Source organism: Brevibacillus sp. AF8 (assembly GCF_021270385.1).
In the GTDB taxonomy this organism is placed as follows: domain Bacteria; phylum Bacillota; class Bacilli; order Brevibacillales; family Brevibacillaceae; genus Brevibacillus.
This window is the reverse complement of record NZ_JAGQDN010000002.1, coordinates 76,774-101,269: the sequence shown is the minus strand read 5'-3', so window position 1 is coordinate 101,269 and position 24,496 is coordinate 76,774. Positions and strand designations below refer to the sequence as shown.

18 protein-coding genes, 1 other RNA gene and 2 pseudogenes are annotated in these 24,496 nt (G+C 45.0%); 6 read left to right on the top strand and 15 right to left on the bottom strand.

The features are described 5' to 3' along the window. Positions 1-78 precede the first annotated feature (78 nt). Together KB186_RS03540 and KB186_RS03535 are read right to left on the bottom strand one after the other, a co-directional pair. Entirely contained in the window at positions 79-807 is a 729-nt protein-coding gene (locus KB186_RS03540) for a LytR/AlgR family response regulator transcription factor (RefSeq protein ID WP_173609728.1), read from the bottom strand. Continuing rightward, entirely contained in the window at positions 807-2,558 is a 1,752-nt protein-coding gene (locus KB186_RS03535) for a LytS/YhcK type 5TM receptor domain-containing protein (RefSeq protein WP_173609729.1), read from the bottom strand. Before KB186_RS03535 ends, KB186_RS03540 begins: the two co-directional genes overlap by 1 nt. Positions 2,559-2,689: 131 nt before the next feature. Between KB186_RS03535 and asnB the strand changes: the two genes are divergently transcribed. Then, the gene (gene asnB, locus KB186_RS03530; RefSeq protein WP_173609730.1) at positions 2,690-4,537 is read left to right on the top strand and encodes an asparagine synthase (glutamine-hydrolyzing); all 1,848 of its coding nucleotides are present in this window, start codon (positions 2,690-2,692) and stop codon (positions 4,535-4,537) included. Between the two features lie 56 nt (positions 4,538-4,593). Here the strand turns inward: asnB and KB186_RS03525 are convergent, their stop codons facing one another. Beyond that, positions 4,594-5,121, bottom strand: coding sequence for a hypothetical protein (locus KB186_RS03525; protein ID WP_173609731.1), 528 nt, complete (start codon positions 5,119-5,121; stop codon positions 4,594-4,596). Between the two features lie 218 nt (positions 5,122-5,339). Between KB186_RS03525 and KB186_RS03520 the strand changes: the two genes are divergently transcribed. Continuing rightward, positions 5,340-6,521: a NupC/NupG family nucleoside CNT transporter gene (locus KB186_RS03520; protein ID WP_232773112.1), complete on the top strand. Its 1,182-nt coding sequence runs from the start codon at positions 5,340-5,342 to the stop codon at positions 6,519-6,521. A 146-nt stretch (positions 6,522-6,667) separates the two neighbouring features. Then, positions 6,668-7,423: an alpha/beta fold hydrolase gene (locus tag KB186_RS03515; protein ID WP_221867205.1), complete on the top strand. Its 756-nt coding sequence runs from the start codon at positions 6,668-6,670 to the stop codon at positions 7,421-7,423. Between the two features lie 127 nt (positions 7,424-7,550). Here KB186_RS03515 and KB186_RS03510 read toward each other — a convergent pair whose 3' ends face one another. The 3 genes and pseudogenes from KB186_RS03510 to KB186_RS03495 form a co-directional block, all read right to left on the bottom strand. Further along, the gene (locus KB186_RS03510) at positions 7,551-9,593 is read right to left on the bottom strand and encodes a molybdopterin-containing oxidoreductase family protein (RefSeq protein ID WP_232773111.1); all 2,043 of its coding nucleotides are present in this window, start codon (positions 9,591-9,593) and stop codon (positions 7,551-7,553) included. Between the two features lie 106 nt (positions 9,594-9,699). Then, positions 9,700-9,834, bottom strand: a pseudogene (locus tag KB186_RS03505) (DUF418 domain-containing protein); the annotation flags it as partial. A gap of 873 nt (positions 9,835-10,707) precedes the next feature. Further along, positions 10,708-11,370 carry a nitroreductase family protein gene (locus tag KB186_RS03495; protein WP_173609735.1) on the bottom strand — a complete coding sequence of 221 codons (663 nt, stop codon included), beginning with the start codon at positions 11,368-11,370 and terminating at the stop codon, positions 10,708-10,710. A 195-nt stretch (positions 11,371-11,565) separates the two neighbouring features. Between KB186_RS03495 and KB186_RS03490 the strand changes: the two genes are divergently transcribed. Further along, positions 11,566-12,156 (top strand): TetR/AcrR family transcriptional regulator, encoded by a 591-nt coding sequence (locus KB186_RS03490; protein WP_173609736.1) that lies wholly within the window; start codon positions 11,566-11,568, stop codon positions 12,154-12,156. A gap of 1,511 nt (positions 12,157-13,667) precedes the next feature. Here the strand turns inward: KB186_RS03490 and KB186_RS03485 are convergent. The 8 genes and pseudogenes from KB186_RS03485 to rnpB form a co-directional block, all read right to left on the bottom strand. Then, on the bottom strand, positions 13,668-14,180 hold the full coding sequence (locus KB186_RS03485; protein ID WP_221867207.1) for a hypothetical protein: 513 nt from the start codon (positions 14,178-14,180) through the stop codon (positions 13,668-13,670). 1,520 nt (positions 14,181-15,700) lie between these two features. Continuing rightward, complete coding sequence (locus KB186_RS03480; RefSeq protein ID WP_229088032.1) at positions 15,701-16,075, bottom strand: hypothetical protein; 375 nt, start codon at positions 16,073-16,075, stop codon at positions 15,701-15,703. Positions 16,076-16,218: 143 nt separating this feature from the next. After that, complete coding sequence (locus tag KB186_RS03475; RefSeq protein WP_173609739.1) at positions 16,219-16,848, bottom strand: hypothetical protein; 630 nt, start codon at positions 16,846-16,848, stop codon at positions 16,219-16,221. Between the two features lie 111 nt (positions 16,849-16,959). Beyond that, positions 16,960-17,106, bottom strand: coding sequence for an aspartyl-phosphate phosphatase Spo0E family protein (locus KB186_RS03470; protein ID WP_229088030.1), 147 nt, complete (start codon positions 17,104-17,106; stop codon positions 16,960-16,962). Between the two features lie 363 nt (positions 17,107-17,469). Further along, complete coding sequence (locus tag KB186_RS03465; RefSeq protein WP_221867209.1) at positions 17,470-17,955, bottom strand: MarR family transcriptional regulator; 486 nt, start codon at positions 17,953-17,955, stop codon at positions 17,470-17,472. Between the two features lie 102 nt (positions 17,956-18,057). Beyond that, positions 18,058-19,552 (bottom strand): annotated as a pseudogene (locus KB186_RS03460) (monooxygenase). Between the two features lie 162 nt (positions 19,553-19,714). Then, positions 19,715-22,051 (bottom strand): S-layer homology domain-containing protein, encoded by a 2,337-nt coding sequence (locus KB186_RS03455; protein WP_232773110.1) that lies wholly within the window; start codon positions 22,049-22,051, stop codon positions 19,715-19,717. Between the two features lie 277 nt (positions 22,052-22,328). Then, an RNA gene (gene rnpB, locus KB186_RS03450) (RNase P RNA component class B) lies at positions 22,329-22,718 on the bottom strand. Positions 22,719-22,833: 115 nt separating this feature from the next. On the opposite strand from rnpB, the gene KB186_RS03445 reads away from it, so the two are divergent. Then, positions 22,834-23,142: an iron-sulfur cluster biosynthesis family protein gene (locus KB186_RS03445; RefSeq protein ID WP_106782299.1), complete on the top strand. Its 309-nt coding sequence runs from the start codon at positions 22,834-22,836 to the stop codon at positions 23,140-23,142. A gap of 13 nt (positions 23,143-23,155) precedes the next feature. After that, the gene (locus KB186_RS03440) at positions 23,156-23,689 is read left to right on the top strand and encodes a gamma carbonic anhydrase (protein WP_221867212.1); all 534 of its coding nucleotides are present in this window, start codon (positions 23,156-23,158) and stop codon (positions 23,687-23,689) included. Between the two features lie 75 nt (positions 23,690-23,764). On the opposite strand, the gene KB186_RS03435 is transcribed toward KB186_RS03440, so the two are convergent. Then, complete coding sequence (locus tag KB186_RS03435) at positions 23,765-24,448, bottom strand: DUF1385 domain-containing protein (RefSeq protein WP_221867213.1); 684 nt, start codon at positions 24,446-24,448, stop codon at positions 23,765-23,767. Between the last annotated feature and the right edge of the window lie 48 nt (positions 24,449-24,496).

Genomic DNA, 24,496 nt, shown 5'->3' with positions numbered 1-24,496 from the left:
TTTCTGCGCAAGATGTCGGGGAGCGTGTGTCAGTGGCAGATTTTTAACCACGATCTGCAAACCAATGGATCACCAGGCTTACTCCTCGAGCCGTTTGAGCAAATCCTTGGCGGAGGTCCGGGACACGGGAATACGTGGTCTACCTTCTCCCTTCAAAATCAGGTTGTAGGCACCGTTGAACCAGGGTTCGAGCTCGCTTATGTATTGAAGATTGACCAAATAGCTTTTGTGGGTACGGAAAAAGTCGTATGCGAAAAGCTTATCCGCCAGTTGTGTCAGGGTCATTCTCGTCGAGTAGGTAGCCGTTTGGGTGACGATTTGCACATATCGCTCCTCCCGCACTGCATAGACAATCGTCGCTGGATCAATAACCACTAATCTGCTGTTGTCTTCTACCAACAGCTTGGTTCGTTTGGTCTGGACAGGCTCTACTTTTGGCTTGACCAGACGCTCTCGTATTCTTTGCATCGTTTCTACCAACCGCTTGGGCTCCGTAGGCTTCAACAAATAGTCGACGGCGTACAGCTTAAATGCATCGATGGCAAATTCCTCATACGCGGTACAAAAAACGATGAGGGGATGCTGCTTGCGTGAAGCGAGCATTCTCGCTGCCTGCGCTCCTTCCAGCTCAGGCATTTTCATATCGAGGAAGACGACATCCGGCTCGTGCACATCGACCAATTCCAAAAGCTCTCGCCCGTTAGTAGCATAGGGCAGCAGTTCTACGTCTCCTTCCTGTAGCAGTAAATAACTCAGTTCTTCGCGTGCTAGTCGCTCGTCTTCTGCAATCATGACGCGTATTGGCATCAGGCACTCACCTCTTTTGTAATCGGAATCGTAAAGGTAATCGTACTGCCGCCTTCTGGTTTATTGGCAAAATGAAGTTGGGCATCTTGTCCGCACAAGCTGATCAGACGTTGGTTGACATTATGGATGCCAATTCCGTTGCCCTCCTTACTCTCCATGGGCACCTTTCCTAGAACTGGCAGCAAGTTGTCTGGAAAGCCTTGTCCATTATCTTCGATTTGAAAAACAACATGCACATCCTCCCGTTTCACATGGAGAATGATCTCACCGCCGTTCGTGATGTCGCGAACACCATGCTGAATGCAGTTCTCAAATAACGGCTGCAACGTGCCAGGGGGAATAAGAGCTTCCTCTACCCCCGCATCAATGATAGTGCGAACGGCGAATTGCTCGGAAAATCTGATTTTGATAATTTCCAAATAAGCATGCAGGTGATCCAACTCCTGTCTCACGGTGACAAGCGGACTCGCTGTTAGCTTCAGGTTAAAACGCATGAACACGCCAAGCTGAATGGTCATATGCCGGGCCAGCTGCGGATCAATTCGTATCAAGGTCACAATTGAATTTAATGTGTTAAACAAAAAGTGAGGATGAATCTGTGCCTGTAGCATCCGCAACTCTGCATCCTTCATCAAACCTTTCATTTGCTCCGTGAGAGATAGGGTCAATTGATTGGAGATCAGGTTGCCAAGCCCTTTTGCCAATGCTTCCTGGACCCTTCCTATTTGTTGCGGCCTCCGATAATAGAGTTTGATCAGACCAACGACGCTGTCCCCCTCTTTAATCGGCACGAGAATCGCGGCATGCAGGCTACAATTTTTCCGCTTGCACCCGACACTCTCTCGCGACAATCCCTTGTCGATTCCACCGCTATACAGAGCCCGCTTATCGAGCTCGCTATGGAGCGCTTCTCCCGGATGATGATGATCTGCCCCCACTCCAACGTGCGCAAGAAGCCGTTCTCGATCGGTTACCGCAACGGCTGCTGCTTTCGTTTCTTTTTGTAAAACGAGGGCTGCGGACTGAGCCGTTTGCGGTGTAAGCCCCCTTTTCAGGTGTGGCAAAATTCTTTCCGCTATCGTAAAGGAACGCTCCGCCTCAATGGCAGCCGAACGTTCTGCCTCTTGCAAGGCAACCCGTATCATCGTCGTAAAAATCGCAATCGAAACGCTGTTCGTCAGCACCATCGGGATTCCAATTACGTTGACCATGGTTCGCGCCAGCTCGGGTGGAGCTGCCATGATCAATAAAAGCGACATCTGAATAATGGGCGCGAACATGCCGATGAACATGGCTTTGGACGGAGAAATAACCCGCTCCTGTGAGAAAAAACGCGCTACATATCCTGCCAGCAACCCCGTGATCGGGATCGACAAGCCCATCGGTACTGCGGCGAATCCTCCCAATTGAAAGACATGAAGTCCAGCCATGACACCTGCCCCCAAGCCAACGAGAGGTCCCCCTAGCAAACCTCCAATAACGACCCCTACCAAAGTAGAATTGGCAATTATTTCATCATGGGACAAACGAAATATCCAAAACGCAGGAAGATAGCTCTCCCCTTGCACGACCACTCCTGCATATGTACCTGCAATCCCAAACAACCCGAACATCACGGAAAATGCAATTGACGTCCCTACGTGCAATTCGCGGTCTAAAAGCTGGCGAAACAACGGTGTCCTTGTCAAAATAAATGCCAGCGTCAAAAGAATGCCCATTCTTTCAATGAGCAATAACGTGAGATTGTCCACCGTAGCCTCCCTTAGTTTAAATCTTCTATAAATTCCGCATATTACCCACAATTCCCTGCTGGACAGACAACCTCGTTGGGCTAATTGCATACGCTGTGTGTGCAATGCTTCAGGAGAAGGGTGATCATGCCATGTGTGGAATTGTAGGATGGATTGATTGGGAAAAGGACTTATCTGGTGAACGTAATGTGTTGCAAAAAATGACCCAATGCCTCAAGGATCGAGGCCCTGATGCAGAAGGCTTTTGGCTGACTCCTCGCGCAGCCCTCGGTCATCGTCGCCTTGTGGTCGTAGACCCTGCTGGCGGACAGCAGCCCATGTCGGCTCTCAAAAACGAACATGCCTGCACCATGATTTACAATGGTGAATTGTATAATACTGAGGATTTGCGAGCAGAGCTGCTTGCTTGCGGACATACTTTTCAATCTCACTCGGACACGGAGGTGCTTTTGCACACGTATTTGGAGTGGGGCCCAGAATGTCTGTCAAAGCTAAACGGAATCTTTGCTTTTGCGATCTGGGACGAACGCGAACAAAGATTGTTTGTCGGTCGTGACCGTATGGGGGTTAAGCCGCTGTTTTATGCGCAAAGAGGCAGTTCATTTCTGCTTGCCTCTGAGCTGAAAGCCTTGCTCGCTCACCCCGAAGTCAAACCAGAGCTCTCTCGTGAAGGCTTGGCGGAGGTTTTCGGAATCAGTCCCGCCCGTACGCCTGGCCATGGTGTTTTTCACAACGTACACGAGGTTCGGCCCGGCGCTTATCTGTTAGTGACGCGGGATGGCGTCAAGCAAAAACGCTACTGGCAGCTCGAAAGCCACCCACATACAGATGACCTGGAGACAACAGCGGAACGTGTCAGGGAGTTAGTCACGGATTCGATTGAACGCCAATTGGTTGCGGATGTGCCCGTTTCGACCCTCTTGTCAGGTGGGTTGGACTCGAGCATTATTACAGCCGTTGCGGCAAATCATTTTCAAAAAACAGGCCGCGGCACCCTGCACAGCTACTCCATCGATTACGTCGACAACCGAAAACATTTCAAGGCGAGTGCTTTTCAACCGAATGAGGATGAACCTTTTGTGCAACTCGTTACAAAGTTTCTCGGAACCGAGCACCACACGATTGAGTTCGACACTGAAGATTTGATCGAATCCTTGAAAACAGCGACACTCGCCCGCGACTTGCCGGGGATGGCTGATGTAGATGCGTCCCTTTACCTGTTTTGCCGCGAAATAAAAAAAGAGACAACCGTCGTCCTCTCTGGAGAATGTGCAGATGAAGTATTTGGCGGGTATCCGTGGTTTCATCGTGAGGAGCTGTTAAATGCCGGAACCTTTCCTTGGTCGAGAGCGACAAAAGAACGTGCCACCTGGCTATCCCCTGATCTTCGTGATTGGGTCAAACCAGAGGAATACGTTGCCATGCGATATGAGGAATCTCTCAATGAAGTCCCACATCTTCCAGGGGAAGATCCGATTGAAGCTCGCCGACGGGAAATGTTTTATTTGAATATAACGTGGTTCATGAACACATTATTGGATCGCAAAGACCGAATGAGTATGGCGGCCAGTCTGGAAGCGCGTGTCCCGTTCTGTGACCACCGTATCGTGGAATACGTTTGGAACATCCCATGGGATATGAAGACGTACGGGCATCGGGAAAAAGGAATTTTGCGAAAAGCCATGGAAGGAATCTTGCCTGATGAGGTTTTGTACCGCAAGAAAAGCCCGTACCCAAAAACACACAATCCAGCCTATACGGAAGCTGTTCGCTCTTGGCTGCTGGATATCATAAACGACTCTTCCTCTCCACTGCTTCAACTGGTAGATGTTCCAACGATTCGAAAAATTGCTGAGTCAGATGCACAGGCTTCGAGCATTCCGTTTTTCGGTCAACTCATGAGTACACCTCAGTTGTTCGCCTATCTCGGTCAGCTGGATTATTGGCTGCGGGAGTACCGTGTTTCCATTCGTACGTAACGGTATAACAAAAGCTCCTCGCCCCTTATGTTTCGGGGGAATTGAGGAGCTTTTCGTTACTTTTTGGTTCTTCCCCGTTGCTTGGTTCTACGTACGGGTTGTGCCTTCGGGTTGAGGGGTATGGTAGCCAGAGATTGATATCTCAGATCAAACTGCTCGCCTGAGCGTTTCATGATCGTGAACGTTTTGGTTGCGCCGACTCGGATCAAACGGTAGTCCACTCTTGTTTTTTTCCCTCCCCCGCTCAGGATCGCAGCCACGGTCCGATGATCCGGCAGATTCACTTTTATCTGCAACGACAGCACGGTTGCTGGAAAAGGCGGGATGTCACGGTAAGGAACACAGAGCTTACCTTTCAGCATCCGCAAATGGAGATTCCGAATCATCACTTCCGTCAATTGCTTCCCCCAATACCGGCGGAAAATACGGGAGATTTTTCGTTTGGTGTTGTATTTTTCGGGCAATGGCGTGTAATCCACACCGTTTACGGTATAAACAGGCTTTCCTCTCGGCGAATTCGCGATCTGAGTCCAGACATGCTCTGCTGAAGTGATAAACTGTTTGAGCCTCTGCAACTCATCCAAGGGATTTCACCTCCTCCATAAACCGTATGGTGGTGGGCTTATGCTAGTACGCCCGATTTCAGCGCTCCAAACGCAAACAGACAACAATTCTGAACATACATATAAATTGCAATCATATTATCGGGATGATAGAATATAAACCGCTTTCACTTCTCTTGTCGGGAAGTGCGTTTTTTTGCCTTTTAAGTTTAGTACTATTTAATTTCTTGGAGGTTGTAATGAATTTTATCATTCCCATCGCTGGCATACTCATCGTGATCGGGTTAGCATTGTTAGGGAGCAATAGTCGAAAACAGGTCAAATACAGACCGATCATCGTCATGATTGCTCTGCAATTTTTGCTCGCCTTTCTTCTTCTGCATACCAAGTTTGGGTTTATATTCGTTTCAGCCATTTCCAAATCGTTTGAAAAGCTTCTTGCTTTTGCTGCGGAAGGAATCAATTTCGTATTTGGCAATCTGGCAAACGACGGACAAATGTCCTTTTTCCTTGGTGTTTTGCTCCCAATCGTCTTCATTTCCGTCCTCATCGGTATTTTACGTCACTTCAAGATTTTGCCGATGATCATGAAAGCAATAGGCTTTGTTCTGAGCAAAATTAACGGCATGGGTAAGCTGGAGTCTTACAACGCTGTTGCTTCTGCTATTGTCGGCCAAAATGAAGTATTCATCACAGTGAAAAAACAGCTCGGTTCCTTGCCGGAGCACCGTCTGTATACGCTGTGCGCGTCAGCCATGTCAACAGTTTCGATGTCGATTGTCGGTGCGTACATGACGATGATTGAGCCAAAATACGTTGTCACGGCCCTGTTCTTGAATCTGTTTGGCGGCTTTATTATCGCTTCGATTATCAACCCTTATACAGTGAACGAAGAAGAAGATTTACTGGAGATTCAAAGTAATGAAAAGCAGTCCTTTTTCGAAATGCTCGTCGAGTACATCATGGACGGATTCAAGGTAGCGGTAGTTGTGGGAGCCATGCTGCTCGGTTTTGTTGCTTTGATCGCCGCTGTGAATAGCTTGTTCGGCATGATTTTCGGCTGGACGTTCCAAGAAATGCTCGGATTCGTCTTCGCTCCTTTTGCCGTCCTGATGGGCATTCCTTTTGGGGAAGCGATGACGGCTGGTAGTATCATGGCGACGAAGCTCGTAACGAACGAGTTTGTAGCGATGATCGAGCTGGGAAAAGTCGTATCTGAACTGAGCCCACGTACAGTAGGAATTCTCTCCGTCTTCCTCGTTTCGTTCGCGAACTTCTCCTCTATCGGCATTATCGCTGGTGCGGTGAAAGGGCTGAATGAGAAACAATCCAATGTGGTTGCTCGCTTTGGGTTGAAGCTGTTGTTCGGTGCCACGCTGGTTAGTCTTTTGTCCGGTGTCATCGTCAGCTTTGTTTTGTAAGTGACATTAAAAAGTGTCCCTCTGCCATGTGCAGTAGGGACACTTTTTTGTATGCAAAGGGTATAGCTAAAGTTCTCTTGCAAAAAAAGGATGATTGCATGATTTGTGGAAATGAACCAAATAAAAAAATATTTGGAGGAGATAAAATGAGTGACATTGGAATAAATGAACCGAGTCAAAAGCTCGACATCGGTGGAGTTAGACTATGTTTCAAATATTTTGGTGAAATAAGTGATTTTCCGACGGTGGTTTTTGATTCTGGTTATGGGTGTACATTGAACTACTGGAGTTCGATTGGTGGTGACATTTCTAAGCATACTAGGATGTTCATTTATGACCGAGCAGGTATAGGGGAAAGTGAAAGTGATAAAAGACCTCGTCATAGTCAGCAAATCATTGAGAATCTTAGAAGCTTGCTTCAGAAAGCAAACGTGTCTCCCCCTTACGTTTTGGTCGGGCACTCTTTTGGGGGATTGAATGTTCGACTATATGCAAGTACATTCCCAGAAGAGGTTGCCGGAGTGATTTTATTAGATCCATGTCATGAAGATCAAAATAAAGTCATGGTTCCTTTGTTCTCTGATGAAGTTCAAGCAGCGTACTATAGTCAGTTTGTTCTTGAAGGTTCTATTCAAGAGATAGAAGAAAGCTTTGAACAAGCTCGGAATTCTAAATCACTTGGCAACAAGTCACTCATTGTCGTATCGGGTACATTACAACCTCATCATAATCCCGAATCTATGGCTGCTTGGGTCCACTTACATAAAGAGCTTACGAAATTATCAACCCGCAGCAAGCATATCATCGTTGAAAATGCTGGACATGCCATTCATATTGATCAGCCAAATGTTGTCGTAGATATCATTAAAGACATGCTGTTTTTGTGTAAAGCTCAAAAATAATTAAGATGAATTGGTTTTACAGCAACTATGATCATTGGGCAACTCCCTCACTATAACCCTTGCTATCCTTTCGGGTAATAAAAGTAACCAGCGAGTGTCCGGCTACAATCGAGACACTCGCTGATTTTTATCGTATGACCTTCTCCACATCGACACGCCCGGAAAAAAAGGTAGCTCCTCCCCCCATGTCCGCGATGCGATCCGGGGTCAGCGCATTTACATAATGCTTTGAGTGAGGAGCATCAGCCCACAAGCCTTGACTAACCACCACTCCCGGTAAAACATTTTCTCCTATCGATACAACCAGCTCGCATTCTCCCCGCTCATTCCATATGCGGACCGTATCTCCGTCACTTATGCCTGATGCAGACGCATCTGCCTCATTCATATGCAAACGTGGTATTTTCTCCATTTTCTTATGCTTCTCATTATTCGAGAACGTGGAGTTCAAATAGTTGTGATTCGGCCCCGGCACAAATAAATACGGGAAATCCCCATCATTCAACAATGGCGTGTACGTCGGTAATGGGGGCAGCCCTCGTTTTTCCATTGCCTGCGAGTAAAGCTCAATTTTGCCACTTGGGGTGGGGAGATGTTCCAAAAAGAAAGGTTCCAAATTTGCTTTGGCATATTGTTTTTCGACCAAAGTTTCATACGTGATTCCTTCCAAATGAGGATTGCCGTGCCCCTCCAACGCCTGTCTGACCATCTCTGCATCACTGTCTTGAAAAACAGGTTCGTCATACCCCATGGCGGCAGCCAGCAAGCGGAAAACATCCGTGTTGGATTTGCTCTCTCCAAACGGGGCGATCACCGGCTGCTGAAGTTGAATGTAATGATGCCAATACGACGTGTAAAAATCCGTATTTTCATAAGAAGACGTCGCTGGCAAAACAATATCGGCATAAAGAGCCGTCTCCGTCAAAAATAAGTCATGTACGACTGTGAACAAATCCTCTCTCGCCAAGCCTTGCCGTACTTTGTTTCCATCCGGTGCAACAATGGCTGGGTTGCTCGTGTAGACGAAGAGCGATTTCACCGGCGGCTCTGTATCGAGCAACGCTTTTCCAAGCTCATTCATGTTAATGACTCTCGTCTGTTTATTGGCCAGCAAATCTGGTCGCTGCACGGCAAGCTTGTTGTGCTCCAAGAAACCTTTATTTCCTTTATTGGCCCCACCACCTTTGACGAGCCACTGCCCTGTCAGGGCCGGAAGACAAGCAATTGTCCTTACACACATTCCACCATTGTCGTGATGCTGAATGCCGTTTCCAATGCGAATAAAGGACGGGGAAGTGGTACCATACATTCTGGCCAATTTGTAAATATCGTCGACAGGGACTCCCGTTATGGCTGATACGGTAGCAGGATCGTAGGTACGAACATGCTCCCTGAGCTCTTCATGTCCTACCGTATACTTTTCCATAAAGGCTGAATCCACCAAGTTTTCTGCAAAAAGCACATGCATGATACCCAAAGCCAAAGCTGTATCTGTTCCGGGTAAAATCGGGATAAACCAATCAGCCCATCGACCCGTCTGATTTTTATGGACATCGATCACGACGATCTTCGCCCCATTTTTTCGAGCCTGTTCTGCAAATACCACTTGATGCATGTTGGTGCTGACCGTATTGATTCCCCACATGATGAACAGCTTGGAATGAACGGTGTCTTCCGGATCTGTTCCAAAAGCTCCGCCCATCGTGTAGCTGTACCCTACAGCCCCTGCACTGTTGCATATCGTACGGTCAAGTTGACTGGCCCCCATCCGATGGAAAAAACGGCGATCCATTCCTTCGACACTAATTCGCCCCATGTTCCCGTAAAAGCTGTAAGGCAAAACGCTCTCGGGACCGTCTGAGTCGATCAAGGCACGCCAGCGTTCGGCTATGGTAGTGACCGCTTCCTCCCAACTGATTCGAACAAACTCCCCGCTCCCTTTTTTGCCAACACGCTTCAACGGATGCGTGAGTCGCTTGGGATCGTAAATGCGCTCTGTCATGTTGCGGACTTTGTTGCAAATATTCCCCTTCGTCACCGGATGGTTCGGGTCCCCTTCGATTTTGACGATTTTCCCCTCTTTTTTATGAAGGAGCAATCCACATTGGTCCGGGCAATCAAGTGAACAGACTGCTGGAAAAACACCGTTTTCCTGTGTCGTATAAGTCATGGAGGTTCCCTCTTTCTCCTAACCATAAATGGCTTTTATACGCTATTATAATCGATTGAAAAAAGAAGGCACTACCCCTGCGTGAATGAGGAGTTAATGAATTTTAAATCGTGGCCAATTGCAGAGAAAGGCTCCAAATAGTTACGGCAATCAAAGCAGCTATCCCGTTCCTAACATGTTCCCCTAAATCAAGTGCTACTGGTGACAAGAAAAGAACAAGCATTGCTTCATTCCATACAAAGGAAGGTTAATTTACAAAACACTTTTGTATGTAAGGAATGTGTAGACTTTTTATACCACGATCTTCATATTGTCTAAAACAACTAAGTAGCCCCTCTCCATAATAGTACATGTCTGCCGACACAAGCATACTGCCAATCGATTTTGCAACTCAAACATACTATTACTTTACATCGCAGTATCGCACGTTGAGGATTTTTTTAGACGTATTTTGCATGTTCCGATATTGTTTGATAAACCTCCATCTATGGATTGTCAAGTGGCTTGTGAGTACTTTCGTTATTTATACATAATTGATATTATGTATAATTATCTGGATCCCATGATAATGACTGAGTAAACCCCTACTGTGAACTGTCGAGTGACACAAATATAGGTACCAAAATGACACAAACATGTATACCGTTCATCTGGAACGTATTCACCCTTGAATTATAATCAGCAATTACAAGTAAATAGTGATTATGAAACCGCCCCGTTGGTATACATGTTTGTGTCATCAGACATGAACGGATTACGTTTTAAAGGTGCTTTTGTTACAAACACTGCGTAGTCCATGTGGTTCCAAATTGAATAGCTGCTATTTTGTAAAACTAGCATTCTTTACAAACCAATTTGAGCACCTTGGCTGTCGTGATGGTAGGAACGCCGATTGCACTTACGTTCGGGGTGCCGGTCGGCACTTGCTTGGTGACCTTATCGGTTGGCGTGCCGTATTCGGACTCATATCTCTTCTTGCTCTTGTTTTATTTGGTTGGGTTCTTTGCAAAGTGCCGGATTATCCTTAAAGTAATAAAAAACGCCAATCCGGTAATGGTTGGCGGCTTAGCGCATATTTTCGTTAAAATGCTGGCGGTCCCCCTTTTACAGTTTGTTATTCCTTAGGCATTTCGTTAAAGAAAGCTACCTCATCGACTGCCAGCCTCACAGTCGGATGACCGGGCTTCGCCGCCTTGCCGATGGCGATCAGCATAATCGGAATGTAGCGTTCTGATATGCGGAAAGCTTCCATGAACTTTTGTTTGTCGTAGCCGCCAATCGGTACCGTGTCGTATCCTTTAGCGCGGGCGACAAGCATGAGTTGCATCGATACTAGCCCGCCGTCGGTATAAGCGATTTGGCGGATGTCCTCGAGTGGCATGCTCGAATACATGCCGGTATAGTGTTTAACCATCGATTTTGCCGTATCCGCAGGCATGAAGCCCGCATCGACAGCTTGACCGTAAATCTTCTCGGCCATCCGGATGTTCTTGAGGTCTCCAAGAACGGCGACGACAGCCGAAGCTTCGACCACTTGCTGTTGATTGAATGCGATCGGAAGCAGCTTCTGCTTCAGCTCCGGCGCGTCGATAACGAGAAACCGCCACGGCTGCAGGTTAGCGGCTGAAGGAGCCAGCGTGGCTTGCCGCAGTATTTCGGCCAGTTCCTCCCGCGAAATTTTGACCTCGGGATTATAACTACGAACCGACCGGCGTTCTTGAATAACATCGAAAAAAGGTTGGTACTCCATCGTTTGCGATGGTTGTGAAATTGACATGGTTCTCTCCTCCTTTTGGTTTGGAAAAGCTGCATGCAGTTTTTCGTTCAAATACAACACTGGTTGTTTGAACAACACTTGTTGTATTTGTAGGTTATAATAACAACTGATTGATGCGCAATCATCAATAACCCTAAACCGTTGTATAGACAACACCATCTCTATAATGTCGTTTTTATGGGGGAGATCCTAACCATGACAATGAAAAAGAATGAAGCTGATCCTCGTGTGGTACGTACACGGCGACTCCTTCAAGACGCTTTCGATTCACTAATTCAAGAGAAAGATTTTGAATCGATAACCGTTAGGGATATTGCAGAGCGGGCTACTGTTAACAGAACGACTTTTTATGCGCACTTTGTAGATAAGTTCGAAATTCTTGAGGCCAAACTAATGGAATCATTTATGACTATCATAAATCGTAGAATAAGCGGTCATGAAGTATTAAATGAAGAAACAATTCAGAGTATTTTTCTGGGTGTATGCGATTTTCACAAGGGTCTAAGCACTATGTGTAAAAGAAGGTATGAATCGCTTGGACCTGTATTCGAAATTCAAATAAAGGAAAAAATTCAAACGATTCTTCTTTCCTTTATAGACGAAGACAAGATGCTATCGAGTCCAAACGCGCAATTCTTAATAAATACAGCTTCTATCATGTTAAGTTGGGGGATGTATGGGGCGGCTTACGTTTGGAACAATGAGGGGCGTCTAATTAGTGCGGAATCATTCGTTAAACAGACAATGCCCTTAGTGATGAACGGAGCCAAAGAACTGCTGGGATAGGTCCTGCCGGTATTTCTCTATCCTACCCGTTCAGATGAAACCATTATCTGGAATCAAGGTTGTTGTGTAACACAATGAATCATCCCGCTATCCTTGTATGCTGTACGACGGCCTGGCCCCAATACCATGGATCTTTAGAAGTAATAACCAACTAATCCGAAAAGTTACCTTTTCGGATTAGTTTAGAGAGGCGTTGTTGAAGTAAAGAAGGTACCCAGTTAATCCTATTATCTGACGACACAAAGATTCTACCATTCCGCGATACAACCAAGCTTTCAAATAGTGTTACGATTAAGCTGACACCGTCCTCTCTCCTCAGATAAAGAGGCGCACACTTGGTGTGCAATGAGGTTCAAGAGCCGTACTTTAAATGAGTTTTTCTTCCTGTTAATAGACAAATAGTTGGAAGAAAATTTAACTCGTTGAACTTGAGCATATCTAGCGGATTAGTTTAATTGATGTGAGTTGGCTAATCAAGAAGGCTGTGCCTCTAAGTAGATATTTCAACAAATGGTGCTGCCCTAGATATGATTTATTTACTTCTGTTTAATTGTTCGATTGAATTCCAACCTACAGGAGGGCGTCTCCCTTTTGAAAACCAAACGCATCCATTGCTAACCCAATTATCTCTCCATTTTTTGTAAACCGCCTCTTTATCAGGTACATCATCGTCATCATAACCATAGTGAATCCCACAACACGGGCATATTTCGTCTGAAGGTATTCCCCTTTCATCGTATGGGGCCTCCAAAAGTTCATTGTAATTGCAAACAAAGCACCTGTTCATATTGATCATCATCTCCCTGGTTGCCTACTCCAATAAGTAGGTGATGTAGGTTTAAAGAAGATTCTAGTATAACCACGAGAATTATAGGAACCAAAAATGTCGGTATTTTGGTCATACTCTCTAATCTTTCCCTCGCAATCAACCTTAACCTGAGAATTACTTCTGTTTTTAAAGAAGTCATTTGCCATTTTGCATATTCCACTGGGGGTTGAGACCAAAGTCTGATCCATGTCTCTCGAAATGATCCTGTAGAAAAGGTAGTTACACTAGTTTCTTATCATCCAAAGTAATCAATACGTCTCCCGCTAGAAGGTCTTTAGCTTTGAGCCACTCTTTTCCAACAATATTTTCCAACAATCCAGAAAGGATGTTCATCCGTTATTAACCTAAGCGATTCAGAAAGCAAAAACATTTTGTTTTCACCACGCTAAGGGTGTAACCGGCTTTATTGCTATGCTTGGTTCAATGGCATCAATGATTCTAGGATCTCCTACATCCACACATCCGTTAAAAAATAAAGAAAGGCTTCAACCCCTAAGGGATTGTCTTTCTCTACACCAACGTGTCAAGGGTTCGCTTCGCCTTACGCCCTTCACCTTGTTGGTTCCATGAAAGATGTCCCAATTAGGGGATGAAACCTTTTTAATATCGGTTGATTGAGTTTACACAAAACCCTTACAGACCCGAGGCCTTGTTAGAATTTATCAAATAAGGTCCTCCAACTCTATTCAACTAAGTTTACATGAAATCGGTTCTTTAATTTTGACCATGTGGCGTTAAGAAATTCAACCTTGTTCGTAAACCCAATATAATGCTTAAAATTTTCTTCGTCAAAAGTTGCATAATATTCTTGTTGGAATATCATATTCGAGTATTTCGAAAAGTCGTCGCCATCCTTCACAACAACACATCGAAACAAACTGTCGATATCTATCGCTTTTATAATCTCGTCCGTTGTCTTTACTGAGAACCAAATAATATTTGGTGGAGTATTATTTGGTTTGTCCCAGTGAGGACTTGTCTCTTCCCACGGCAATACCCATTCGGAATTAGTAAATAGACGTCTTTCATTGATGAAATCTTGAATCTCCGACTCGAATAAATGAAGATTTCTCTCATAGAAGGAGAATAACAGCAAGGAATCGTTTTCTATTAGAAAACTAAGAATTTGAGCAACTTCCTCAGTTGACACATTATGTTTTAACATTCCAATTAATTTTATAAAGTTAAGTTCCATGCTATTCTCCTAATCGTTAAAGTAGAAATGTTGGTCTGATCTAGTTCTCCCTGTGTTTGGATCAATATATTGAAAGTGAGTTGGGTTATATTAGTTAAGATCGATTACATCTTTTTGGAAAGAATGAATAGCTTTTTTTAAAATTACATTGGAAGGGCTACTCTGGTGCTTTCTATATACTTAAAATCACTCAAACCAGTTTTCATTTTACTATCACTTTAAATCCTCTTCCATTTTTCTCTGCATCAGTAAAGACTTGGAGTAATTTCTCTGCATAATCGCCTAGATATTCAACACTTTTTTCATAATTCAACCATTCAATCGTACCTCCAAAACTTATTTAATGGCAGTTGGCTGCTATGCCATCAGCGTCAAATATGGCTGCCAAATCACTGATTTTTGTTCTTTGCCATACAGCTTGGAATGCTGCACAATCAAATCATATTCTTCCGTCACAATATCCACTCGATCAATCGAGATCTTTGCCTGCCAAATATAATTCGAAAAGCACGGTTTCTTTCAAAATTTTAGATTTCGCCAAACGTGCATCGTCTTTGAATTCGCGTCCATTCTTTTCACCAGATCGAATAAAACAATTGTACCGTCATTGGCAATATCAATACATTTCCCATTCTTTTTGTAGCGATGATGGGCCGTTTTTTTGAAATGATATTCAGCCGAATCTTTGCCATTGTCAAAGCTCCCTTTGTTCGAACCTGTAATATGTAACGCTAATGGGTTAAAATTCAAACATTTTTGTGCGTACAGGCATATTAAAGGAACATCATACGGGGATAATTAGGGTTAAGTTCATTCAGTACGTTCCGCCCAATTTTTTCGGCACTGGGTAGTGTTCATTTTGCTCAAAAAGAACCACCCTACGCCGGTTAAGGCGTAGAGTGGCGCTAAGTTAATAGATCCTAATGACAGTAAAAGGAGTTTTGAATTTGTTATTTCCGAAACAAATCATTTGTCACCCCTCCATTAGTAGTAATATGGTTATTAACGACAATCGTTTTCTCTTGATGATGACTATTTTTTCCGATGACTTTGATGCCACTTTAGATTCTGTCATACTTTGTAGCACTATAGTCCAAGCGCCCAAGCAAATAAATAACCATGCTAAACTGTAAACTCCGTTTCAACTTAATTGACATGTCTTTATGATCACATGATTAGGTAAACTATTCCACATCAGCAATTCAGTTAGGCTTAAAGTGGTCAGAATCTTTAAAATGAGAATCATTTAAACCTCTTTGTAGGCGCACTCTTTACGTTATAACACGCTGAGGGATACAACAAGAAGTTGCTAGTAAGCCTAGGTGTTCACTGAAAATAATGTATTAGACTCGAAAAATAAAGGGTACCGGCAATATGAAAAACTCGTGTTCCTTAGCGTACAGGAATACGAGTTTTTTATTACATCCAAGTCACATTTTGTTGGCGGTACCCCCCAAAAAATACCATGTAGGCTGTGGCCACGTTTGCCACAAGAGGTACAATTCGTAACAAGCGATTTGCTACTTCTGATTATCTTCAGGAAGTAGCGAATATTCTAAACCCATAAAACTAGCTACGGAGAGCTTTTCTTCGTTGCTGACCTGAAATCGGTAATTAGCAGGAGACAATAGCGCCTTTTCATCATCTTCCGATAAATTTTCTTTTAGCTTTAGCTGTTGCGAAATCGTATACCGATTCTCTTTACTGTTGAACTCAATTTGAACGTGTGAAGGAGTCTCAGCAAGCAAATTTTTAATGGTCTCGTTGCCTGGCATATCTGCAAACGTAAAGTAAATGGGTTTTTCAGTATGCATCATTTTTTCTCTTAAATCGTCCGAAATTAAGATTCGTAACGTGAGTTCTGCCGAATTACCGTTTTTTGTTATTTGAAGCACGGATGTTTTTAGATTCTCCCCTGTAATTTCTTCGAAATAATCGTAGACAGTTACATATGACTTCTCTTTAGGGACTGTTACTGCCTCGCTACAGCCACTAAGAAGAACTATGAACAGAAGGAGAAGTATATGGAGAGGTCGGATCATAGATCTTTTGATTTTTTACTAGAATACTCTTTGTACGAGTATTTGACGTTAACGTAGTTAGAATCTACTACTCTGCCTTGAAAATATTCGTTTAAGCTTCCAGTTGTTTTTACGGCTTTTGATCCGTATTCAACGGTTGTAATCGTACGCTTTGGTATGACCCAACTGTGGGTTGTTTCTACAATGTCTTCATCTCCAAAGGAGACTTCTGCATTAATCCCCACTTTTCCCTCTATGATCCTCCAGTTGACTTTCGTCTCGGCTTCCACGCCTATTTTTCCGGTTAGAAATGTTTTTCTTGTAACCTTCCTTGAAAAGGTATCGTTTTCGCTACTATCGTTCTCAATATCAGCTTCATAAGATTTTGCTTTGTATAGGTCCTTCTTAGACATTTCATATACTTTGCCAGTCATATCATTGCCAAAGGGACCAATCTTAGATGAATCACTCTTTGTAAGGTCATCTGTAAAATCATACTCTACTGGGTTCTCATATACACGTTCAACGATTTTTAGGTTACCTATTTTAATAGTCTCACCTTGAGATACTGCGAAAGCAGAGCCAGCTCCAGATACAACTAAACTGCTAAGTAAGAGAGTTGCGAAAGAAATTTTCTTAATATTCATTTTACCCTCCTGTATATTTTTAGAAATTTTAAATTCAAGGGAATTATAACATATATTTCCAAATTGAGTTGCTATAACCTTAATTCAAATAAAACCTTATCTACTTTTTTCTTATTTTTGCATCATTTTTGATTGAATTACCAGGATGTACTGATCCAATTGCTGACTTAATTCCACGACTGCATCATCCAACAAATCATTCTTCTCCAAAAACAATTGCACCAGTTGCTCGCGTAATTGTTCCACAATGTTTTTCAAATGATCTACATCGTGATAAGTTCCTCCTTCCTGATCTAACGCTAGCGTGGTACATTTACTTATAGGAGCTGTATCTGCTCCTCCTGCGGGCGTTCCTTTAACCTGGCCAAGGGGTGGAACGCCCTTGATTGCGATACATATTTGCGAAGTTCTCGACATCGATCCAAGAGAAGTTGACGAGTGGAAAGACAGACGTATACCTAACTAAGAGCGGTTTCCTATGAGAAATGCAAAATTCAACCCTAAGATTAAATAAGCAAAAAAGCCGGATTACCGTGGGGTAATCCGGCTTTTTACTTATCGAGAGTACTGTTCACAGACATAGGACACCATCAGTGTGATGGCGCCCCTTTGTTTCCGTACTTAGAAATCCCAATCCAGCAAATCCTCCAGCAGTTCCCGGGAAAATGCTAATTGCTCAGGTGTGTATTTATCCAGAAAGCTCTTAAATCGCTGTTCAATGTCCTGATGCAACTGGTGATGAATCTTATACAGCTTTTGTCCCTTTGCGGTTAGCCGATAGTACACTTCCTTCTTATTATCAACCAGCTGTTGCCTTTTAATTAAATCAAGCTTCCATAGCTTTTTGCTGATCCGTGTTATGGACCCTTTCGTTAAATTGACTTTTTCCGAAATCGTCGTGACATTGATGGGACCATGATCCCCGATACAGGCAATGAAATGAATTTCCGATAGGGTAAGGTTTAGCTTCATCCCCATCTCGGCTTCCAGCTTCTGCATCTCTTCTGCCATTCGGGCAGTCAATTTGCTTTCTCGCAGCTCTTGCTGCGTGACTAGCTGTATGTAAAGCTGTATGATCCGCTGCTTGGAAAGTTCTGTGCTTTGCATATCATGTCTCCTACATTACCATCTCATCTCCTCTCCATTATATACTGATTGTTTCGAGAAAAACAATTTCATTTTGTTTTGCACAAAACAATTTCACTTCAATCAATCATGTCCGCACCAGTGGGTGATTCCTTTCCGAATAGCTTCTATCGGATTAGACTCCTCTTGGGAAACCGCCCATGCGACATATCCATCCGGTCGAATCAACGCTGTATGCACGTCATGCCAGTCAGCAGCTCCATTAGCAAGCGAAGCGTGAACTGCATGGACATGCTTGTATTTCGACCAATCGAGAGCATCGTCCAATCGTTCATCCGAGCCGAAATGCAGCAAGAGGAATGAACCAGAATGAAAAAGCTCGTATGCATTCTGGCACTCACCGTTCTCCAGACGCAGATTCAACTCTGTAAAACGTCGACCATTCAATACATGCGGCGGCATCTCCCCAACCGCTTCATACTGGACATTGAACGCAGAAATTTGGGTAGCCAGCCGATAATTTGCCTCGGGTATTTGCAGCAGGTCGGACACCATATTCCTCAAAGCGATAACGGATGGGGAGAATTCCGAACTACCGAACAGCAGTGATTGCACCAGTGTATTCGTTAGCAATGCGGTATTGATGGGGAAACGCTCCTTATGATAGCTGTCCAACAGCCAATCCGGTGCCCAGCCTTTTAAATGGCCTGCCAGCTTCCACCCCAGGTTGATTGCCTCTTGCAAGCCAACGTTCATCCCCTGTCCTCCGGCTGGAAAATGAATATGCGCTGCATCTCCCGCCAGGAAAATCCGTCCTTCTCGATAACGCTGAGCTTGCAAGGTCGCATTGCCAAAACGAGTCATCCAAAACGGATCGGAAATCCCGAAATCGTCTCCAAGAATACGCAACACACTTGCTCGCAGTTCCTGCAGTGTAACTGGTTCTTCCTTTGGCACAGCCATTCGCTCCGAATCGATCAGCACCACCCGATGCATCCCTTTTGGCAAGGGTACAATCATGACTAATCCTCGTTCATTAAAGTAGGAAGGAGCTCCTGATTCCGGCGGATTTTTTAAAACAACATCCCCTTGCATAGCCGTAAAAGTCGCATTCTTACCGACAAACGGAATGCCTGCCTGCTTGCGGACAATGCTGGCAGCGCCATCTGCGCCGACCACATAAAGTGCCGTCAGCACAGCTTTTCCATTCGGCCCGGAAGTCTCAACCTCAACCATGTGCTGATCTTGGTGTACGGCCATTACCTCCACTTCTCTGCGTATTTCCACCCCTAGACTTTTCGCCCACTCCTCAAGCACCTTCTCCGTGTCATGTTGAGGAATAATCAGGGTGTAGTTGGAAGAAGAGTCCAAGACCGAAAAATCCAAGCGTGTATCAAGCGCAGCAAAATGCCCCGTCGAAATCGGCTTTCCTCTATCAAGTAATTTTGCTTTCAACCCGCGCATATCCAGGATTTCCAGTGAGCGCTCGTGAGTACGGGGTCGTTTCCTTTAAGCGCTCAAGTACGCACACCTTCACTTTAGCCAACGCCAACTCTCCAGCCACCATCATGCCAACTGGTCCGCCACCAACAATAATCACTTCATAATCGACAAGCATGGAAACCACTCCTCTTTTTGTTTTGCACGAAACAATATGAATATATCACACTTTCTTTTAATTGAAAACCATTTTCAATGAAATACGTTTGAAAGACGATGCCAGCAAATGAAAAGGCGACCCCTTCTCGAATCGAGCAAGAGATCGCCTTTTTCTATTTTCTTATCGTTTTGCTACGACAATGGCATAGACATGACCTTGATCATTTGTCCACAAATCCACTTTGTCCTTGGAGGAAAGATCGCTTTCTTTCAAGTCATTACCGTTGTAGTATTTGATCTTTGCATCTTCTGTCATCTTCAAGCTCGTCGATACGTCATCGAAGAATACGTATTTGTCTTTGTTCACACGGGATTCAATTCCGACGAAACGCACGTTTTCCTTCGCCAGCTTTCCACTGACGGAAGCAGCAATGACATCGCCATCACGATCAAGGGTCAATGTTACGTACTCGAATTGATCGACGTCTTCAATCGCATCCTCATCCGTTACATCGTACGTCTTACCATTAACCTCTACCTTCGAGGAGGTCACCTTGCCGTCATCGTTACGGACTTCAACAGAGTCAACCACGCCGCTTACTTTTCTAGGCGCACCTGTAATGGCTTTTACTTTGCCAGCGTTGTTGAGTGTCAGCGTGTACTCTTTGTCGTTGGATGCTGCATCGCTGTCAATCGTTACACCGGACAAGAGCTCATACACTTTCCCGTTCACGGTAATTTTGGAGCCGGATTTTTTCGTCACGTATCCTTTTACGGTTTGCTTTTCCAAAGCCAGCTCCACAATGTCATTCGTGCCGACGTTGTATTTCCACGTAAGAATACGGTGGTCATTGAACTGATCGGTTTTAATCGTTGTTGGAGATACGGAGCTGCCATCGACAGTCAGCTTCGCATTGGTCAAGATGTCATAGATTTTCCCGTCGATTTTCACTGTTGCCAGTTTACCAGGTGCATACGCAGTTGTGTCTGAGACCAGCTTGTTCGTAGCTGCCCCTACGCCCTGCTCTACTTTTACCAGATTTCCATTTTTGTCAAACGAAAGCACTGCAATTTGGCCACTCGTCAACTCATCCAGCTCATCTACTTCGTCTTCGTCTACGAACAACTCTGTATCTTCATGCACCTCGTAATTGACGCCGCCAGCGCGAATCAGATTTTTGTCTGTATCAACGGTGATCGTATCTGTGTAGCTCAGCTTCGTGTAAACAAGCTCAGATACCTTGCCGTCCACATTGAGTGTCAGCTCGACCAAGTCATCTTTTTCGATGTCAGAGAACGAAGCACTTGTTGCTTTTGCCTCTGGATGCGCCTTACCTTTGATCGTTGCTTTGGAATCCAGCGTGTAGGTCGTGCCGTCTACTCTCAGCTCTTTCTTCGAGTTGGAACCGCTCACGGAAGATACTTTTTCCACAATTCCTTTTGTCGTGTTATCGCTGATCGTGATGGACTTGATCTTGCCATTGTCTCCAACGACTGCCACAAACTTTTGACCGATGTGAGAACGGCTTACATTCACGCCATCTTCTACTTCCAATACGACTTCTCTACCATTGACGATTGCCTTGAATTTCTTCTCATCGCCTACAGCCGTTGTAAAATTAAGGCCAGTCTTCACGATTCCTTCCACGATTTCGGAGTCAGAAGTAACAACAGTGAGGAAAGCCACTCGCCCGTTTTTCGTGATGTATTCCACTTGCGCGCCTACGACCAGATTGCCGTATACTTGCGCGGAATCAGCCAATTCGATTTCTTTGTTTTGTCCGACTAGTTTCAGCTTTTTGCCAGACTTGTCATAAGAAGCGACTGCGCCCTTCACTACTTGCAACTTCTGATTGGTTCCTTTTGCATTGCCATCTTTGTCGTAGTATGCGCCGTTTGCGTATACAGGCGTCTCCATAAAACGATCCGTGTACTTCGCGACGATATCACGCGGAGCTGCTGCTGTCGGCGTTTCCTTTGCATCGTAAATACCTGCTCTGTCCGCTTCCAGCAAGTACGGGATGTACCACTCGCTAGAGGCTGATGGACGAACGTCAATCTTCAAGCCTTGAACGTAAACAGTCAACGCTTCCGCAATTTTTACATTGTTGTTCGGTTTGAAGGTTCCATCTGGATATCCCTTGATGATGCCTTGGGATACCGCAAGATTAATGTATCCTGTTGCCCAATGATCTGCTGGCAGATCTTTAAATACAGTCTTTCCTTGCAGAAGCTTTGCTTGCGCATCTGTGTATCCGAGTGCCAGGACCGCAACTTTGGCGAACTCTGCTCTCGTCACTTCTTTATACGGTTTGAATGTGCCATCGGTATAACCTTTCAGAACACCCGCATAATTCAATTTCAGAATCGCGTCTTTGTTCACATTTCCCCCGATGTCGGAGAATGGCAGTGCCGTAGCAGCCCATCCGGTACCCGGCAATGCAAGCGAGCCTGCCAGAACCGCTGTCGCCAATAATTTTTTGAGATCCTTGCTTGCTCGATTCTTTTCTTTTTGCAAAATAAACCCCTCCATCAATATAACAGTGATATCAGTTCATTCTCTCCAGCAGACACTCCCATTTGAAGAAATGATGGAATAGTCCACAGTAGAACTGTTTTCTTCGGCTGAACGCTCTTTTTAGACGACACGATTTCCGAAAAAGTTTCAGAGCTTGTTTACGGTAAATCATTCCACTGTTCCTCAAACATTGATAGGTAGCGGGTTCACGATATTTCGCAGAACGTAAAAAAACCACCTGAGATCAGGTGGTTTTACGTTTCATTCCAGCAGGAAATGCTATAAGCCAGGTTCTGTCTCTCCCGTGCTTCAAGCGGGGCAATCCCTCGCACCAAGAGCGGTAGCCATCTATCTATGGCATCCGAAGATACCATCCGTCCTTTCCGTTTGATTCCTTCAGGACGGTTCCCCTACCTAATTTGGGTTTCTCGCTCGCAGGGTTTACCGCGTTCCATCTTTTCTGTCGCCAGAAAAGCTACGTTTCTGTGGCACTTTCAGCGTACTCGGGCCTCAGAGAGAGCCCTTTCCACGCCGTCAGCAAGGCTCAGCACCTCACTGCCCTGGCTTGCACCAGGTACGAACACTCCAGGCATCTCAGCCTGGGCGAGCCTGGACTTTCCTCTACCGCCAATCATCGAAACGATTGCGGCAGCGACTACCCACATTTCCTGCACATCAGAATCAGTAACATTTACTCTATCACATGCCTCCTACATGGTCAACAAGCAGGATTTGGAAGGGTCATTTGTAGTACAATAGAAATGGTACAAGGAGGTAGGACGATGATAACCATTACTCCAACTGCGGCAGTACGTCTTGCACAAATGATCGCGGAGGAATCGGATGCTGAACAGCTCGGAATCAGACTCGTCCCGACTACGACGGGTTGTGGCAGCTATACATATAGCATCGCCATTACGGAAGCGGACAAACATGATCTCGACCAAGAAATAAGTGGGATTCGTTTCTTTTATCAAACACATGAGATTGACAAGCTCTCCGGGACGGTCATCGACTGCGATCCTGCAACTGGCCGCTTCTCCATTTTCCATCCGCGCCCAATGCAAACAGATTGCTCGCTTACTCATTGATTAGGAGGTAACTATGCTGCTCTTATCATTTGAAAACATCCAACCGAAGATTCACCCTACGGTTTTTCTTGCAAAAGGCTCCGTCGTTTCTGGCGATGTCGAAATTGGCGAGGATTCTTCTATTTGGTACAACACCGTCATCCGCGGGGACATCGCTCCGACCGTCATTGGAAAACGCGTCAGTGTCCAAGACAACAGCACCCTGCATCAAAGCCCGAACAACCCGTTGATCCTTGAAGACGAGGTGACTGTAGGACATAACGCTGTTTTACATAGCTGCGTGGTACGTCGGGGCGCATTGATTGGAATGGGCGCGATTGTGCTGGATGGTGCGGAAATCGGAGAAGAAGCGATGGTTGCTGCGGGTGCACTCGTTCCTCCAGGCATGAAGGTGCCACCTCGCTCGCTTGTTGTTGGCAACCCAGCAAAAGTAAAACGTGAACTCAACGAGGCAGACCTGAAAGAATTCGTACGCATTCGCCAATCGTATGTGGATAAAGGAAAGACGTATCGCCAACTGGAAGAAAGCCCGCTCGAACGGGAATAGAAAAAAAGGAAGAATTAGGACCCTGTGATGGAACAAAAAAAGCGGCGTATCCATAGTGGAAACACCGCTTTTTCCTTACGAAGCATTCTGCAATCGATCCACCTCGCGAATGTGCTCAAATAGCATATACGAGCGAATCGCTGTCTCTAAATGAATCCGATCCGGTTCTTTGGTCGTGCTGTATTTTTGAAAGAAAGCCGACAGCTTGTAAAGAAAACCGAAATATTTACGCACGTAGCGATCCCCGAGCATACCAACAAGCAGTCCTGCTCCCCCGCATGCGACGCTCCATTCCAAGGGTAAGAAGAATACAGACAAAATGAACCCCGTAAAAAACCACACGACCAGATTCGTCGAGCAACCGTCATTCACGATATTTGCCCGTTGAATCTCTTTCAGTGCTGCTAACGATTTCTTCCCTCCATAGCTAAACACTTTATGTTCTGCACCGTGAAATTTTTTCATCATTTTCGGAAAAACGAAGTGAAAGCCTGCGATGTATACAGCTACCCACATTGGATCGATGATGGCCCAGTCAGGCTTTATGATCGCCGCCAGTACATAACCAGCAAGAAGGAAGTGAAACAATTGATAGTACCAAGGAAAGGAGAAGAAGATTCGATACCAGAGCTTCCCTATCGTTTTCAATGTGATTTTTTCCGCCCACATGTGAATCACGCCGTCTTTTACTTCCGCGCAAGCCAGCACATTTCGATCATGAAAAAGCACACCGCGTCCAAAAGACATCCCCATAATCATGTCGTTAGCTATTCTCCTTCCGCCCTAATGTCGTTATAATAGGTTGAG

Coding starts and splice junctions, on each gene's coding strand:
- KB186_RS03540 (WP_173609728.1), bottom strand. CDS start 807: ATGCCAATACGCGTCATGATTGCAGAAGACGAGCGACTAGCACGCGAA.
- asnB (WP_173609730.1), top strand. CDS start 2,690: ATGTGTGGAATTGTAGGATGGATTGATTGGGAAAAGGACTTATCTGGT.
- KB186_RS03520 (WP_232773112.1), top strand. CDS start 5,340: ATGAATTTTATCATTCCCATCGCTGGCATACTCATCGTGATCGGGTTA.
- KB186_RS03515 (WP_221867205.1), top strand. CDS start 6,668: ATGAGTGACATTGGAATAAATGAACCGAGTCAAAAGCTCGACATCGGT.
- KB186_RS03510 (WP_232773111.1), bottom strand. CDS start 9,593: ATGACTTATACGACACAGGAAAACGGTGTTTTTCCAGCAGTCTGTTCA.
- KB186_RS03495 (WP_173609735.1), bottom strand. CDS start 11,370: ATGTCAATTTCACAACCATCGCAAACGATGGAGTACCAACCTTTTTTC.
- KB186_RS03490 (WP_173609736.1), top strand. CDS start 11,566: ATGACAATGAAAAAGAATGAAGCTGATCCTCGTGTGGTACGTACACGG.
- KB186_RS03485 (WP_221867207.1), bottom strand. CDS start 14,180: ATGGAACTTAACTTTATAAAATTAATTGGAATGTTAAAACATAATGTG.
- KB186_RS03475 (WP_173609739.1), bottom strand. CDS start 16,848: ATGAATATTAAGAAAATTTCTTTCGCAACTCTCTTACTTAGCAGTTTA.
- KB186_RS03465 (WP_221867209.1), bottom strand. CDS start 17,955: ATGCAAAGCACAGAACTTTCCAAGCAGCGGATCATACAGCTTTACATA.
- KB186_RS03445 (WP_106782299.1), top strand. CDS start 22,834: ATGATAACCATTACTCCAACTGCGGCAGTACGTCTTGCACAAATGATC.
- KB186_RS03440 (WP_221867212.1), top strand. CDS start 23,156: ATGCTGCTCTTATCATTTGAAAACATCCAACCGAAGATTCACCCTACG.
- KB186_RS03435 (WP_221867213.1), bottom strand. CDS start 24,448: ATGATTATGGGGATGTCTTTTGGACGCGGTGTGCTTTTTCATGATCGA.